The sequence below is a fragment of the Butyrivibrio proteoclasticus genome (genome assembly GCF_900115735.1).
Taxonomy (GTDB): domain Bacteria; phylum Bacillota; class Clostridia; order Lachnospirales; family Lachnospiraceae; genus Butyrivibrio; species Butyrivibrio proteoclasticus_B.
In genome coordinates this window covers 43,036-60,675 of sequence record NZ_FOXO01000014.1, presented here as the reverse complement: position 1 = coordinate 60,675, position 17,640 = coordinate 43,036, and the positions used below count along the sequence as shown (strand labels likewise).

The following is a 17,640-nucleotide window of genomic DNA, read 5'->3' as shown; positions in this document are numbered from 1 at the left end:
AGTATAAAATATTTTTAGAGAAGGAGAAAAATAATGCGAAGAAAGTTTAATTTGGTAGCGGGAGCACTGGCACTGACAACTATGCTCGCGGGCTGTGGCCAGGCGGCTGAAACAGCAACAACATCTGACAGTACTACCACAGCAGCTGCGGTAGCAGAACAGGGAGCAGGTGCCAATGCAGCTTCTTACGAGGTAGCAACAGTAAGATGGGCTGATTGGGGAGAGGATTACCACACAGGATTCCCTGATCAGGCAGCAGGTGAAGCCGGAATATCTGTAAAGTGGGATACTATCCTTAATTCAGACTGGGGTGACAAAAAAGCAGTTCTTTTAGCAGGAGGAGATCTTCCTGACGCATTTATGGGGGCAATTTGTTTCTCAGAATCAGATGTCCTTACAAACACAGGATCATTCATAGCTCTTGACGATTATATTGATGAGTATATGCCAAACTTTAAGAGCATCATTGAAAGTGATCCTACAATGAAGGCTCTTGCTACTTCTGTAGACGGACATATCTATGGACTTCCATCCAAAAAGCCTTGCAGACCAACTGTAGCAAACCAGATGTTTATCAACAAGAAATGGCTTGATAATCTGGGACTTGAAGTACCACAGACTTATGAAGAGTTTGAGAAGGTTCTTGTAGCCTTCAAGGAAAACGATGCCAACGGAAATGGGGATCCTAACGATGAGATTCCTTTCGGACAGGGCTATGCTGATTCAGTTATGTTCTTCTGCCTTCCATTTGGAACAACACTCGGCGCAGATGGAACATACATGATGGCTATCCAGAACGGTGAGCCTGTATATCTTCCTGTGACTGAAGGATACAAAAAAGGCGTTGAATGGATGCATGAGTGCTTTGAAAAGGGACTTATTGATCCTGAGCTTTTCACAGAAGATACTTCAATGCGTGATGCAAAGCTTATGAATGAGACACCTATCATCGGTGTAGCTCCGGGCTGGACAGCAGATGCAACATTTGGTGCAAATGCCGGAGAGTACGTAGCACTTCCTGCACTTGCCGGTCCTGATGGAGAAAAGTACATCTCATCAGACCCTGAGCACTGGAATTACAGCAGATATGAGTTCGTTGTAACTTCTGCCTGCGAAAACCCTGGTCCACTTCTTGCATGGGTAGATAAGTTCTACACAGAAGATGCATCAATCCAGAATTTCTATGGTTCTTTTGGAATCGGTGTTGAAAAGGAAGCAGATGGCACATACACAATACTTGAGCCACAGGATGGAAACTCAGCTGATACATTTGCATGGATCCAGTCACTTAGAGACTTTGGACCAAAGTATGTTGCTGACGGATTTAACGACAAAGTAAAGTACGCTGCTGAAAACGGTGATGCTTCCAAGCTTGCACTTGATAAGGAACTTAGCAAGTTCGCAAAAGAAGCATTCCCTAACGTAAGTTATACAAATGACCAGCTTAGCACACTTGCAACTCTTTTCACTGATCTTGACGCATATGTTGCATCAAATCAGGCAACATGGGTTACAGAGGGCGGCATAAATGAGCAGTGGGATAATTATATCGGAACATTGGAGACAATGGGATATAACGATTTCATCAAGATCCAGCAGGATGCTTATAATACATACAATTCAAACAAGTAATTTAATTTAGGATATAAGAGGTTGTTTTTAGTGAAGACATATGAGTTTAAACCCATTTGTCCGAAAGAAAACATAATTCAGGGAGCAAGCTTTCGTATCAGTGTTTTGACGGAGAGCTTGCTCCGTCTGGAATATGAGGAAAACGGACATTTTACAGACAATGCAACACAGGTAGTTTTAAACAGGGATTTTCCACAGGTGGATGTGGATATTATCTGCGACGAAGAAGACAAATTGTTATTTAGGACGAAAAGGCTTGAAGTATGTTATGACAAAAGAGCTTTTTCTCCCAGAGGGCTTAAGATAAAGCTTTTGGATAACGAAATTGTCTGGAACTATGGAGAAAATGGATGGAATCTTTTTGGAACTGTGAGAACTCTTGATGAGACCAACGGAGTAGTTCTTTATGAGAAAGGTCTTTTTTCAAGAGAGGGATACGCATGGTTCGACGATGGAGAGAGCTGCGAACTTTCTGGGGAGGAGATTTTTGACAGACAAAATCCAGAAAAAGATATTTATTTTTGGGGATATGGAAAGAGATTTAAAGAAGCTTTAAAGGACTTTTACTATTTGTGCGGCAAAGCACCAATGATCCCAAGGTATGCACTTGGCAACTGGTGGAGCAAGTATGAAAAGTACACAGAAAAAAGCTATCTTGAGCTGATGGACCGCTTTGAAAAAGAAAATGTTCCGATCACGGTTGCTGTTATAGATATGGACTGGCATTTGACCGACGTAGGCAGTGAGTATGGAAGCGGTTGGACCGGTTATACATGGAATGAAGAGTATTTTCCGGATTACAGGAGATTTTTAAAAGAACTTCATAAAAGAGGAAAAGCTGTTACATTAAATCTTCATCCGGCTGATGGCATCAGAGCTTTTGAGGTTATGTATGACAAAGTGGCAAGGCGAATGGGAATTGATCCTGCGACCAAAAAAGCTGTTGATTTTGACCTCATGGACAAGAACTTTGTAGATGCCTATTTCGAAGAGGTAATGCAGCCTTATGAAGAGGATGGCGTTGACTTCTGGTGGATAGACTGGCAGCAGGGCACTAAGGCAAAGTCAGGAAGTGTAGATCCTCTCTGGATCCTCAACCACTATCACTACTTAGATCAGCTTCGCCGCGGGAAAAGAGCTATGATATTCTCCCGCTTTGCAGGAATAGGAAGCCATAGATATCCAATCGGTTTTTCAGGTGATACCTGTGCTACCTGGATAAGCCTTGATATTCAGCCATTCTTTACTTCAACCGCATCAAATGTCGGATATGGCTGGTGGAGCCATGACATAGGTGGACATATGCACGGAGAAGAGGACTGCGAGAGAACCTGCAGATGGGTGCAGTTCGGCGTATTTTCGCCGATCATGAGACTTCACAGTTCATGCAATCCGTTCTTTTTCAAAGAGCCCTGGAACCTTCCGGAGCCTATGCGCAGCATAGTGGATGATTTCATGAGACTAAGGCACAAAATGATACCTTATCTGTACACTGCAAATTATGAGGCGTACAGAAACGACGAGCCTCTCATGCAGCCTCTTTACTACAACAGTCCTGATTCAGAGGGGGCATACCATTCAAGAAACGGCTACTATTTTGGAAGTGAGCTTATTGTTTTCCCTATTACCTCAAAGCTTGACGATGAGCTTATGATGGGAGAAGTTTTGAGCTTTATTCCTAAGGGAAGATGGATTGATATCTTTAATGGAAGAGTTTACGAAGGCGAGAAGATGAGAAAGCTCTACAGGCCGATCGAGCAGATGCCTGTGCTTATAAAGGCCGGAGGCATCGTTCCAATGTCCACAGACATTGATGAGGATGTGAATAATCTTCCTTCAAAACTAACAGTTTATCTTGGAATTGGTGCAGATGGTGAGTACACTCTTTACGAAGATGATGGTAATACCAATGAGTATATGAACGACAACGGAGGCTTTACTAAAATAAGCCAGCACTATGATAAGGCAACTGGAAGGCTTGTGGTAAGGATATATGCAGCAACGGGCAAAACAGCTCTTTTACCTGAAAAGAGAAACTATAAGCTTGTTCTGTGCGGTGCAAATCCGGTTGAAGGATATGACCGTGACGAAAAAACAGGGCAGGTCTATGTGGAAATTGATGGTGTTGAAACATCTGAGGGTGCAGAGTTTGTCATAGAAAACGTGACTCCTGGCCGCAATGACACTCAAAAGGATCTGTTTGATTTCCTTAAGAGATGTAAATTCAGCTATGACCAGAAACAGAGAATATATGATGCTTATCTTAGAGGAGAGCTTCAATCTGTGGAAAGCATACGCATGCTTGATATTTCTGAAAAGATGAAGGATGCGATATTGGAAGTACTGGGATAAACTTCAGGGAAGTCAGCGGGGACGGTTAATTTGACTTATTATGCATTCTTAAATTAAAATTTTAAGAATGCATCAACCAAGCCATTTTAAATCGACTTCGTCGATGAGGCTTGGCTGACTCTTCACTCATATTCTCACGAAATCCGCAGTATATGCGTATTTCTGAAATTTAGTTCAAGAAGTCATCATTAGTCAAATTAACCGTCCCCCTGGCTTTCCTTTTTTAATGTTTTACGGTATGAGTTTCTATGATATTTCTAACTGTTTTTTCAAGATGTGGCTTAAGGTCATTAAGGGATACAGGATCATTATACATTATGGAGCTGTAGCCGGTTGAACCAACCAGTTCTATTATAAGAAAGAGCATTACTTCCGGGTCTTGAAATTCAAGCTCGGACTCTTCAATCATTTTCCTGTATACTTCTCCAAAATCAATGTCCTCACTGTTTGTAGGTGTAGTGAGGGCTTTTTTGAATACTGCCCATGAAAGGTCTTTATATATGAAAGCAAGAAGTCCCTTGTTGGCTTCGAGCTCATCTAAAACATAGTCCATTATAAATATAAGTCTGTCTTCAAAGCCTTCAATTCCGGCATCTCCGAGAGCCTCATAGGCTTTCATAAAGAGTTGACTTGATTTGTGGGCGATGAGTCTGTTCCTTATATCATATTTATCCTTAAAATATAGATAGAAGGTTCCCTTGGCAACTCCTGCCTTATTAACGATATCTGAAATGGAAGTCTTGTTTATTCCCTGTGAAGTGAAAAGTTCAAAGGAAGTATTGAGAAGATTTTCCATTTTTAATTTCTTATTATCTGCTGCTTTTCCCATTTTTATATCCTCGTTTCACTAATTCTAACATATGGCATTCCACGCTGCAATCTGCATAAATTCGGCTATTAATGCCTCATTTAAACGGCAATGGAATACTTAATAAAATTTTTATCTAAAAAATATTGACCGATGGTCATATTCATGTTATACCATAATATATAAAAAATGACTAGCGGTCAATAAACTATTTCTTAAATAATAGTTCCGCTTGAAATAAAAATTATTAAACGAAAAGGGAGGCAGTTTGTTATGAATAAGCTTTCACATTTAATTGTAAAGCTGAGATATGTTATACTGATAGTGGCAATAGCACTTCTTGTTCCGTCCGCAATCGGTTACTTTAACACAAGAGTCAACTACGATATCCTTACTTATTTACCTAAGGATATAGAAACCATGAAAGGTCAGGATATTCTTCTTGATCAGTTTGGAACAGGCTCTTTTGTCTTATATGTAGCTGAGGGCATGGAGGAAAAAGATGTTGCAAATCTTAAATCAAAAATCGAAAATGTGGACCACGTTGCAGATGTGATCTGGTACGACTCCGTAATGGACTTGTCAGTTCCAATGGAGATGCTTCCGACAGAAGTCTACGATGCCTTTAATAGCGATGACGCCACAATGATGTTCGTTGTATTTGATGAAGGAACATCATCAGACGGAACAATGCAGGCCATTGAGGACATCAGAAAGATTTCCGACAAGCAGTGCTTTATGAGTGGCATGAGCGCCATCGTAACAGATACCAAGAACATGGCAGAAAAAGAGACACCTATATATGTAGGAATCGCAGTACTTCTTGCAGTGATAGTTCTTTCACTGACAATGGATTCCTATCTGATACCTCTTTTCTTCCTTTTAAGTATTGGAATGGCAATCGTTTACAACATGGGTACCAACGTCTTTAAAGGAGAGATTTCTTTTATCACCCAGTCACTGAGTGCAGTACTTCAGCTGGGAGTTACACTTGACTATTCAATATTCCTGTGGCACAGCTACCAGGAAGAGCTTGAAAGAAATGATGACAAAAAGGATGCAATGGCAAACGCTATTTCAGCGACCTTCACATCAGTTCTTGGAAGCTCAATAACGACAGTTGCAGGTTTTATAGCACTTATGTTCATGAGCTTTACACTTGGACTTGACCTGGGAATTGTAATGGCTAAGGGCGTTATATTTGGTGTTATCGGATGCGTAACAATCCTTCCAAGTATGATCCTTGTCTTTGACAACCTCATTCAAAAGACAAAGCATAAGCCTTTGATGCCGGAGTTTAACAGAATTCCAAAGTTTATTGCAAAGCATTACCTTGCTTTCCTTGCTATATTTCTTGTTCTTTTGTATCCGGCAATTTACGGAAATAATCACACAAGTGTTTATTATGACCTGACACAGACTTTGCCAGACAGCCTTGAGAGCGTTCAGGGTGCCAACGAAGTTGATGAGAAGTTTGAGATGAATTCAGCGTACATGCTTCTTGTTGATAAGAACCTGGATTCAGCATCCATGAACCAGATGATAAAAGAGCTGAAGAATACAGACGGGATCCTTGCAGTACTCGGCACAGATTCACTTATAGGACCTGCACTTCCAAGGGAGTTCATTCCTGAGGATGCACTTGATAAGCTCGAAAGCGATGAATGGAAGATGGTTCTTTTAACAACTGATTACAAGATAGCTTCTGACGAGATCAATGCTCAGATCACTCAGGTGGACAAGATTGTAAAGAGCTATGATCCAAAGGCTATGGTAGTTGGTGAGGCGCCTTGTACAAAGGATCTGATCAATATTACAAATCATGATTTCAACGTAGTTAATACAGTTTCAATCGGACTTGTATTCCTGATCATAGCCTTCGTTCTTAAGTCTGTATCACTTCCATTTATACTTGTTGCGGTAATTGAGTTTGCTATCTTTGTTAACATGGGACTTCCGTTCTATACAAAGACAACAATTCCTTTCATCTCATCAGTCGTAATCGGAACCATTCAGCTGGGAGCAACAGTTGACTATGCAATCCTTATGACAACAAGATACCTCAATGAGAGAAAGAACGGACATGACAAGAAAGAGGCAACGTTGATAGCTCTTTCAACAAGTATGAAATCAGTAATTGTCAGCGCTCTTTCATTCTTTGCAGCAACATTCGGAGTTGGACTTATTTCAAGTATTGATATGATCGGTTCACTCTGTAACCTGATGGCAAGAGGAGCAATCATCAGTATGTTCACAGTTCTTTTGGTACTGCCTGCGATGTACATGCTCTTTGACTGGCTCATTGTTAAGACAACCTTCGGCATGAAGGGGGTTGAGGCAGTTCACCATGAGCACCATCATTTTGGGGATTTTATCCATCACGTGGCATGAGCTGAGAGGACTTGGCGAGGTTTTTTCGAGCCTAGTGAGAATCCCATTAGCTGAGAGGATTTTTCGAGGCTTTAGCCGAGAGCAGAACTTCATTAGCTGAGAGGCCTTTTCGAGGCTTTAGCCGAGAGCAGAACTTCATCAGCTGAGATTTAAAATAATAATAAAGAGGAGAAATTAGTCATGATCAGAAAAAGTTTAATGAAATCATTTTCAGTTATAATGGCAGCAATGCTTGCTATGATGTCAGTAGCATGCGGCGCTAATACAGTTACAGATGAGACTGCAGCAGTTGAGACACAGGCTGAGTCAGAGATTGAAGAGAGCATGGTAACAAATTCAGCTGTTGCTTCAAGTGAGTCCGAGGCCGGCAAGGTTGAGACAGTATATGTAAAGACTGATGCCAATGGTGCAGTAAACGATGTCATCGTTAGCGAGTGGCTCAAGAATGCAGATGCATCAAGCGAGATGTCAGATACAACAGAACTTAAAGATATCGTAAATGTAAAGGGTTCGGAAACTTTCACAGATAACGGCGACGGAACACTTACCTGGAATGCTTCAGGTGCAGACATCTACTATCAGGGAACAACAGACAAAGAGCTTCCTGTTAATATGAAGATCACATACACACTTGATGGAAAAGAGATTTCTCCTGAGGAACTTGCTGGTAAGAGCGGAAGAGTTACAATTCGTTTCGATTATGAGAATAAAGAAAAACAGACTGTAGAAGTTAATGGAAAAGAGATTGAAGTTTATACACCATTTGCAATGGTTTCAGGTATGATGCTTGATTCAGATAAGTTCTCAAACGTAGAGATATCAAATGGTAAGGTTATTTCAGATGGTGGCAACTACGTAGTAATGGGTGTTGCAGTTCCCGGTCTTAAAGAATCTCTTGATATTGATGATGAGAAGTGGGAAGAGCTTAACGAAGACGGCGAGCTTGATGAAAAACTCACAAATCATTTTGAAGTAACTGCTGATACAACAGATTTCGAACTTGGCATGACAATCACAATGGCAAGTTCAGATATTCTTTCTGACTTTGGTTTAACTGATCTTTCTGATTCAGACAAGCTTGATGATCTCAAAGATGACATGGGAGAGCTTAACGATGGTTCAACAAAGCTTGTTGACGGCAGTAAGGAACTCAAAGACGGTACAACAGAGCTTCGCGATGGTGTTACAGAGCTTTACGACGGAACCAAAGAACTCAAGAATGGCACAAGTGATCTTAAGGACGGAACAGTAAAGCTCTATGATGGTACAAGTAAGCTCTATGATGGAACAGGTTCATTATATGATGGAACCGGTAAGCTCTGTGATGGAACAGGCAGCCTTAAGGATGGCATAGTTGCATATACAGATGGTGCAAGCAAAATCAATGATGGTGCTGCAAAGCTTGCTGATGGAGCTTCATCAGCAAAAGCTGGTTCAACAAAGCTTAAAGATGGGCTTGCAAGTGCTAAGACAGGCGCTACAACTCTTGCAGCAGGTTCAAAGCAGTTCAGTGATCTTCTTTCAGCAAAACTTGGTGGATTTGATGAGACTAAGATAAAAGAGTTATCAACACAGCTTGAAGGACTTAAGACTCAGAGTGCAATGTATCATGCAGCATATAACTATCTGATTTCCGGTGGAGAATGTTCAGATGAGCTTTACGCTTTCATAAATACCCTTGCAGGTGGAAAGATTGAAAGTAAAGAACAGCTTGCACAGATGGTAGAAGCTGGAAAATCTACACTTCAGGCTACTTCAACAACATCAGTTACACAGCAGGCAAATGGTGATAATCTTGAGCAGGATGTAGAAACAGATACAATAACAAATCCTGAAAATGGTATTGATGAAGAAGGTATTGATGCGACAGAAGAAACAGAAGAAACAGAAGAAGTTGAGGAAACTCAAAAATCAACTCAAGACGCAACAAATGCCACAATAATCACAGATACAACAACTGAAGACGCAGCAACAGATACAACGACTTCAGACACAACAGCAACAGATACAACGACTGCTGACACAACAGCTGCAGCAACAGATACAACGACTGCTGATACAACAGCTGCAGATACAATTACAGAAGATCAGCTTGTAGAATCGAAGACTTTAACTACAGGAACAACTACTCTTAGCTTAGACGAGCTTCAAAATGATTCACTAGGCCAGTATTATACAGATGAAGAAATTGCTGCTATGCTTGAGGAGAGCAAGGTTGTAACAAATGAAGATATCATTAAATATATTAAGACTAATGATGAAGGAAAAGCTTATTTCGAAAATCTTGTAAAGCAGGCAACAGAACAGTCTGTAAAACAGTATTTGGAAGAGAATAAAGCAACTATTATCTCTAACCTTAAAGCTCAAGAAATTGCTGATGTTATAAAGACAATGGATGATGAAAAGCTGCAGGAAGTAGTTGGAGGATTAGATCCGGTTACGCTTGGAAAAGTAATGACATGTATGGATACTACAACACTTGGCGCACTTATCAGTAAGATGCCGGTTCAGACACTTGGTACAGTTATGGCAGGCGTTGATTCAACAACTCTTGGAGCAATCATTGCGAATATGGATGCAGATACACTTGTATCTATAATGTCTACAATGGATGATTCCAAAATTGCTTCACTTATCAGCAGTCCTCAGATGCTTGCCAAACTTGGTTCTATCATGAGTACTCCGGAAGGACAGGCAGCACTTGCTCCTATAATGACTCCGGTAATAAAAGAACAGGTTATGAAGAACGCACCTGTATTCACATCATATGGTCAGCTTGTAGGTGCTACAAAGGCAGGATATACAGCGATTGATCAGGTACTTGCAAAAGTACAGGCATCAGGACTTGATGTTTCATCACTTGGTAAAATTCAGGAAGCAGTTGCAGCTGCTAAGCAGATTGCAGATGGTAGTGCAGCTCTTTCAAATGGTATAAATCAGCTTTATGATGGAGCAGGAACTCTTGATGATGGCCTTGGACAGCTTAGTAGTGGCGCATCACAGCTCCATGATGGAACAAAGGAACTTGTTTCTAACAATGGCAAACTTGTAGATGGAGCATCTCAGCTTAATGATGGAGCGGCACAGCTTAAAGATGGTGCATATCAGCTTAAAGACGGTGCATACCAGCTTAATGACGGCGCAAGACAGCTTGACGATGGTGCCGGAAAACTAAATGATGGCGCAATCAAGCTCAATGATGGCGTAGGCGAGTTAAACGATGGTGTTATACAGCTTGATGATGGTGTCCAGGAACTCCTTGATGGTGTTATAAAGCTTGATGAAGAGGGTATCAAGAAACTTTACGAAGCATTCGATGGAGATCTTACAGAGTTTGCAGATAGAATGACTGCAATCAAAGAAGCCGGAGAGAATTACACATCGTTCGGCGGTGCAAGTGAAGATATCGATAGCAGCGTTAAATTCATTATCAAGACAGATGCTATCAAGTCACTTTAATAATTGATATTTAAGAATAGTTGAAGATTATAAAGAGGATTCTTGTGTAAGCAATATGCTTACGCCAGAGTTCTCTTTATTTATATTAATTGGAAATTGTTTCATCTGATATAAAAAATCACCTAGCTAAGGAAGTGCACTTGCGCGATATGAAAATGTTACATAAATGCAAATGCGCTAAGAGTAAGCGTCGTAAGCGACTCTTTGTTCTATAAACGTAAGCTGCTTGGATCCGTACGCCACCCTTGACTTTAGCCTTTGGAAACGCCGTCTATCCCTCGCCGACGGTGAGGATGATGGGAACAGTAGATTTTATCTCACCGTCGGATTCAGCATTGTAGCGTTTCCATCAGCCTCCCGTCAAGGGCAAACACCTTCGGTGTGGCTGGTTTAAGGTGCCTCAGGCTCTAAATCCAGGAACAGTAGGGGGATAATTTAAGGTGCTTCGGCTTCCGAATTCAGAAACAGTAGGAGTGGCTACTTTAAAGGCACATTGACGCAGCTTTCAATGTTTCATACTAAGCGTCAAAGTATTGCCTTGGAATATAGCTTGCTTTAAACTTCTCTACCATCTGCAATAAAACTAGACTTGGGTATATTTCCTGTTTTCCAAGATTACAACACCACTCGCCAACACTTTTGACTTGCGATTTTGGGTATATACGGCATTTTTGAAATTTACACACCCTTTTATAGATGGTTTATGCCTCGAATCCATCATCCAATGGATGTGCAAATCCATTTTTTCTCGTATATGCCCATTTTCACTTCCCGAGAATTTTGCCGATGGGTGTCGTAACTTAAAAAGTATAGCTATATACCCATTTCACTGTGACAATCTGGAGATAGGAACCGATGTAGGATAAACGCTTGATTTTAGCGCTTTTTATCCTACGAATTTAACAATCCTGATAGTGGATCTTGCTCATGCGTAGGATAAGTGTTTGAATTTTACTCTTTTTATCCCACTACTCTTATCTTTTTTGTTAACAATTCTGCTGATATGTGGGATAAATCGGTGGTTTTTATCGCGCTTATCCTACTTTTCATTCAAGCGTAGTGCTCAAAGGCTGAAAAAGTAGGATAACTTCAATAGAATTTCAGGTTTTATCCCACGTCTCAGAAAGTCGGCTTGGATAGAATAGGATAAGTATTATAATTCTTTCGCTTTTATCCTACATCACAGCAGGATCGCTAGGACATAATAGGATAAACGTCACATTTTTTTTGATCTTATCCCACATCTCAGTTAATATCACATTTATCCAATTTGAATCGCCAACCAATAGAAATTGATTTGGGCATATAGCGCTTTTTAAAGCTTCCAGCCACCTAAGATTATTACTAATTTGTCCTTATCGCAACTCAATTAGGAATCAAAGCGTACGAAGCAAAAGACTTACCAATCAAGAACCAAGACATACGAAATCAAGAACTTACGCTCATATAAAGAAAGGGGCTGTCGCACTAGATGACCAAGCGCTTAAGAGCGGCTTTTTCATCAGCGGCAGTATAAATCGTCTTGAGGTCTCTGGCAAAAGCTTTCATATCCTTATTAGCGACATATTTGAGGGTATTTCTAACCATGTGTACTATGCAACGCTGATGTTCTGTATTAGGAAATGCAGCCTGAATAGCTTCAGCTGACTGTATATCATACTCATCGAGTAATCCTTGAATTACTGCTTTCTTTCCTTCTGTCATCGGTTTGGGGCTGAAAACTTCCTTCTTTTTGTTTGCCATTATAAAAAGGCCTCCTTATGATAATTGATTTTATCATGGAAGACCCTTATAACTATGCTATTATCTAATTTACAGAGATTTTTTCAAACCCTCACAATTGCGCCATGATAATCGCTTAATGTTTCTATTTGTAAGCTTTTTTGCCAACTGCACCCTTAAAATGGGGTGTGGTTAATTGATTTTTTGCCTTCTCAGGAAGTCCCGCCTCATTTCCTTTCATACTTATTCAAAACAGGAAATGAGGCTCTTATTTTTTATTAACAGTCTCTATTGCTCATACTAAATCGCTCTATCCAAAGCTATGGGCAAAAATGGATTTTTCTATTTACTGCTAAGATAATACTTTTTATAGCAGAGCAACAGATGATCTGGAAGTTTAGACATAGTTCTGTGAACGATTTATTTTGAAATGATGATAAATGGATATAAATAAGCCCACAAAAGACTTGTGTTCTGAATAAGCATGAAACAAGTCTTTTGTGGGCGTTTTATGTCCAATTTATCACATTGAAAAATACCGGAGTGAACAGAACTATGTCTAAACTTCCGCATCATCTGCGTCCGTTTACAAGAATGCATGCATTTTTATTATTTTGTTCCCAAATGAATATACTCCGCCTCAGAGTGTGATATGATGGTGTTGTACTTAAACTAATGTCACATATTTTTTGCATACAGCAATGCAAAACATTGGAATTGTTTTTGGCTTTTTCATACAAATACGATAGTCGCAAATGTAACCTTCGCTTAACAAAAATAGCGTCGTACACCGCTGATAATCATGAAAAGGAGCAGGCTTATGGCAAAAAGCACATCTAAATCTCATAGAAACCAGGTGATGTATCAGATTTATGTAAGGAATTTCAGTGAGGAAGGCACATTTAGAGCTGTCATTCCAAGCCTTAATAGAATAAAAGACCTTGGGGTTGATATTATTTGGTTTGCTCCAATTCATCCTATAGGGAAGAAAGCCAGAAAAGGGAAACTTGGGTCGCCTTATGCCATCAGTGATTATAGGGCAGTAAACCCTGAATACGGGACCATGGATGACTTTAAGGAAACAGTAGCTGCAATACATGCTGCAGGCATGAAGTGCATGATAGACGTAGTCTACAATCATACCTCTCCTGATTCCGTCCTTTCTATGGAACACCCTGAGTGGTTTTTCCATAAAAGTGACGGCTCTTTTGGAAACAGGGTTGGAGACTGGTCGGACATTATTGATCTTGATTATTCCAATAAAGGGTTATGGGATTACCAGATAGAGACACTTAAAATGTGGGCAGAAATAGTTGACGGTTTCAGATGTGATGTAGCGCCGCTGGTTCCGATAGATTTCTGGAAAAAAGCCAGAACTGAGGTTGAAAAGGTTCATCCGGGAGCTATATGGCTGAGCGAATCCGTAGATCCTCAATTTATAATGAATATGAGAGAGCTTGGATTGGTGGCTCATTCCGATTGCGAAATGTATGATGCTTTTGATATTTTGTATGACTACGATATATATGGTCAGCTTACAGGATATGCATCAGGGACAAGAACACTTCACGATTATTCAGATGCCATCAACAGACAGGAGTACATATATCCGGATAATTACATAAAGCTGCGTTTTTTAGAAAATCATGACCAGCCCAGAGCAAGATTTCTTTTCCCAAATGAAAAAGTATTAAGGAATGCTACTGCCTTTTTGTATTTTCAGAAGGGCATGACACTTATTTATGCCGGACAGGAGTATGGAATATCACATCTTCCCGATCTTTTTAACAAAGACTCCGTGGAATGGGAATCTGTAGAAAAGATTGATCTGACACACCTTATGAAGAAGCTATATGAGATTAAACAGGATTCTCTTTTTGCAGACAGTACATACAGGACAAAGACCTATGATGAAAATGTAATAAAGGCTATTCACAGCCGCAATGGTAAGAAGATGATTGGCATGTTTTCCTTCAAGGGAGAGCCGGGGATAATTCCTATAAATGTGGCTGATGGACGATATAAAAACCTGATTGATGGGAGTACGATAGAAGTCATGCACGGCTATGTAAGTCTTCCCGGAGATCCGGTAATCATACGTGTCAGTTGATGATTTCTGTATGTGGAAGATTAGTTTTTCTTCAGTATAAACTGCCATATAATATTATTTTCTTAGCATAAATGCTCTGGCAATGTTGATGCCGACTTTATAAGGGAGTGGACGAAGTACTTTGTCTGCTTCCTTTATTTTTTCCCGGATAGGAATGCTCTGAGGGCAGTGCTGCTCACACTTACCACAACCGATGCACTGAGTCGCAAAAGCCGGCTCCTTTTTAAGCCCGACAGTCTGAGCGTATTCAAATCTTGCAGCGGATTTACTCTCTAAAGCAGTCATATTATAAACCCTGAATAATGCCGGAATATCAACACCTTTGGGACATGGCATGCAGTACCTGCAACCTGTGCAACCAACAAGCTCTGATTCAGAGATGATAGCTTTGACCTTTTCGATTATTTCAAAGTCATCTTTGGAGAAAGATCCTGCTTTTGCATCTGAAGCAATTCGGCAGTTCTCCTGAACCATTTGGATTGAATTCATTCCTGATAAAACACACGTAACCTCAGGCTGATTCCAAAGCCAGCGAAGCCCATATTCTGCCGGAGTATATCCGCGCGGGCTTGAAGCAATAAGAACTTTTGCCTTTGGGGGAAGGAGATTTACAAGCTTTCCTCCACGAAGAGGTTCCATGATTACTACCGGAATGTTCTTTTCAGCGGCATGTTTTAGTCCCTTTAATCCTGCCTGTGAGTGTTCATCCATGTAGTTGTACTGAATTTGACAAAAATCCCAATCGTAAGCATCGAGTATTTCTATGAAATCTTCTGTGTTTCCATGGTATGAGAAACCGATGTTTCTTATCTGACCGCTACTTTTCTTTTCCTCAATCCACTCTTTTATACCAAGCCCGACCAGTTTGTCCCACTGATTGCTGGCAGTCATGTGGTGCATGAGATAGTAATCGATATAATCTGTACGAAGTCTTTTCAGTTCTTCATTAAAGTATTTATCAATGGCATTTCTGCTTCCAACAAGATATTGTGGAAGCTTTGTAGCAATATTTACGTTTTCTCTTATATGGTTACGTTCAAGTATTTCTCCAAGCGCTGCTTCGCTTCCGGGGTAAATATAAGCGGTATCATAATAATTGACACCGGCATTGTAGGCTGTTATTATCTCTTTTTCAGCCTTGGCTATGTCTATTCCACCGGGACCGCTCGTAAAACGCATGCAGCCGTAACCTAAAATTGAAATTGGTTCGCCCTTTTTATTTTGCCTGTATTCCATAAGAAATCTCCCTATAACTAATTGTTTGAATGAATAAATGTTAACAATTAAATTTAGTAAAATATAACATATTATCGTACAATGTTCAATACGATTAGTTGGAGCAAGGATAGACCTGCGTTTCCATCAGGTTCCGTCAAGGAGCGGACGGTGCTAAGACCTACGGCTATATCATTGAAATTGTCGAGCGTGTTAACTTATTAATTCAAGAATGCTTACGCGGGGAGCGTAAGCATTCGTAACTATAATCAATTCTATTATATGTGCTGTAACTAATCTCAAATGTAAGATATGACGTATACATATTCTTTCTTCTCTGACACACTATCTAATCTCCAACGTAGGTGTTGAATCAGATAAGTGAAGCTTAACCTATTACTGCAAACGACTGTGGGGCCATCTTAAGTTCATAATCAGAAAGCGCAACTTCGCCAATTGAGTATATGCACTCGCCTTTTGATGGGAGCTTTACATAGGCCTTTTTATCAGAAGGATTTATTGCAACCAGTAATTTTCCTCGCTTATATACAAATGGAAATGACTCGGGCTCTGCGTATACTACTTCAAAATCACCGTCAGCCTGAAGGTCTTCATATTTGTGGCGAAGAGAAGTAAGCTCTTTTACCGTATTTAAGAGAGAATTTTTGTCATTAAGCTGATCAGCGACCGTAGGAGCATCATCTGCGTTATCAACCGGTAAGTAAAGCCTTGAAGTGTCTGCATTTGAGAAACCGTGATTTTTGCTGTTATCCCACTGCATTGGAGTTCTGGTGCCGGTTCTTGTGTATCCGCCTTCTTTGGTTGGTACATCAAGGTATCTCATTCCAATTTCATCACCGTAGTAGATAAAAGGAACGCCGGGAAGAGTCAGGAACATGGCATATGCAATCTTAAGTTCGTCCATATCAAGAGTTCTGCGTGGGCGCGGTGTGTCGTGATTGCAAGTGATGAAGCTGATGTAACCATCTTCTTTAGTACTGTCATATTTTGGAAGATAGTCCTGCAAAAAGCGCATGATATCACCGTTTCCGTCTTTTTTAAGAAAACTGTGGTCACCGCCTTCTGTTTCATAATCGCGAAGAAGAGTGTTGTATCCATTTCCGTGATGATCAAGGTAGAAGTCAGCGTGGAAGCCATATTTGAGAGCCTGACGTGGATTGGACCACTCTGAGATGATTGCAGCTTCAGGGTATTCTTCATCAAGCATCTGTCTTATATTTTTCCAAACGGCGCCTGTAGCGGATTTGTTTTCATCATCATCTTTTACCAGAGAATCGGCCATATCAACTCTAAAGCCGTCGCAGCCGTGGTCAAGCCAGAAACGCATAACGTCTTTCATGGCTTCTCTTGTGGCGATACAGTCGGGATGATCAGGTGGAAGTTGCCAATCCTCTGTTCTGTTGAGGAAGCCATAGTTAAGAGCTGGCTGGCACTTGAAAAAGTTAAGCATATAGCAGCCATTTCTGTCAGCTTCTCCGCCTATATAAGGGTGACCTGCTATTCCCTGGATCCAGTGGTGGGTCCAGACATAGCGATTTGTATATTCGTTTTCAGTAGCTTTTTTGCTCTCTTTGAACCATTCATGTTCTTCAGATGTGTGACCAGGTACGAGATCAAGCAGAACATGAATTCCCTTCTTGTGAGCTACCTCAAACAATCTGTACAGATCCTCGTTAGTGCCATAGCGGGGAGCAACTTTTTTGTAGTCTCTTACATCATAGCCTGCATCTTTAAATGGTGAATCATAGCAGGGATTGATCCAAAGAGCATTGCATCCAAGGTCTTTCACATAGTCAAGTTTTTCAATTATACCCTGAATGTCTCCGATACCATCGTTGTTGGTATCCTTAAAAGTCTGAGGATATATCTCATAAAAAACAGCATCTTTTAACCAGTTTGGCATTTTGTAACCCTCCATATAAAGCTATCG

8 protein-coding genes and 1 pseudogene are annotated in these 17,640 nt (G+C 40.5%); 5 read left to right on the top strand and 4 right to left on the bottom strand.

Features of this window, described 5'->3' with window-relative positions:
* The first annotated feature begins 33 nt into the window (after positions 1–33).
* Together BM146_RS10035 and BM146_RS10030 are read left to right on the top strand one after the other, a co-directional pair.
* Positions 34–1,632 (top strand): type 2 periplasmic-binding domain-containing protein, encoded by a 1,599-nt coding sequence (locus BM146_RS10035; RefSeq protein WP_074888140.1) that lies wholly within the window; start codon positions 34–36, stop codon positions 1,630–1,632.
* 30 nt (positions 1,633–1,662) lie between these two features.
* Positions 1,663–3,984: a glycoside hydrolase family 31 protein gene (locus BM146_RS10030; RefSeq protein ID WP_074888137.1), complete on the top strand. Its 2,322-nt coding sequence runs from the start codon at positions 1,663–1,665 to the stop codon at positions 3,982–3,984.
* A gap of 223 nt (positions 3,985–4,207) precedes the next feature.
* On the opposite strand, the gene BM146_RS10025 is transcribed toward BM146_RS10030, so the two are convergent.
* Positions 4,208–4,813: a TetR/AcrR family transcriptional regulator gene (locus BM146_RS10025; RefSeq protein ID WP_074888134.1), complete on the bottom strand. Its 606-nt coding sequence runs from the start codon at positions 4,811–4,813 to the stop codon at positions 4,208–4,210.
* A 252-nt stretch (positions 4,814–5,065) separates the two neighbouring features.
* Between BM146_RS10025 and BM146_RS10020 the strand changes: the two genes are divergently transcribed.
* Together BM146_RS10020 and BM146_RS10015 are read left to right on the top strand one after the other, a co-directional pair.
* Complete coding sequence (locus BM146_RS10020; RefSeq protein ID WP_083413483.1) at positions 5,066–7,183, top strand: efflux RND transporter permease subunit; 2,118 nt, start codon at positions 5,066–5,068, stop codon at positions 7,181–7,183.
* Positions 7,184–7,363: 180 nt separating this feature from the next.
* On the top strand, positions 7,364–10,642 hold the full coding sequence (locus BM146_RS10015; protein WP_074888128.1) for a hypothetical protein: 3,279 nt from the start codon (positions 7,364–7,366) through the stop codon (positions 10,640–10,642).
* Positions 10,643–12,115: 1,473 nt separating this feature from the next.
* Here BM146_RS10015 and BM146_RS10010 read toward each other — a convergent pair.
* Positions 12,116–12,283: pseudogene (locus tag BM146_RS10010) on the bottom strand (transposase); the annotation flags it as partial.
* A gap of 901 nt (positions 12,284–13,184) precedes the next feature.
* Here BM146_RS10010 and BM146_RS10005 point away from each other — a divergent pair.
* Positions 13,185–14,474 (top strand): alpha-amylase family glycosyl hydrolase, encoded by a 1,290-nt coding sequence (locus BM146_RS10005; RefSeq protein ID WP_074888125.1) that lies wholly within the window; start codon positions 13,185–13,187, stop codon positions 14,472–14,474.
* A 54-nt stretch (positions 14,475–14,528) separates the two neighbouring features.
* Here the strand turns inward: BM146_RS10005 and BM146_RS10000 are convergent, their stop codons facing one another.
* Together BM146_RS10000 and BM146_RS09995 are read right to left on the bottom strand one after the other, a co-directional pair.
* A complete protein-coding gene (locus BM146_RS10000; protein WP_074888122.1) occupies positions 14,529–15,710 on the bottom strand; it encodes an aldo/keto reductase in 1,182 nt (393 codons plus the stop codon).
* A 367-nt stretch (positions 15,711–16,077) separates the two neighbouring features.
* Entirely contained in the window at positions 16,078–17,613 is a 1,536-nt protein-coding gene (locus BM146_RS09995) for an alpha-amylase family glycosyl hydrolase (RefSeq protein ID WP_083413482.1), read from the bottom strand.
* Positions 17,614–17,640 lie beyond the last annotated feature (27 nt).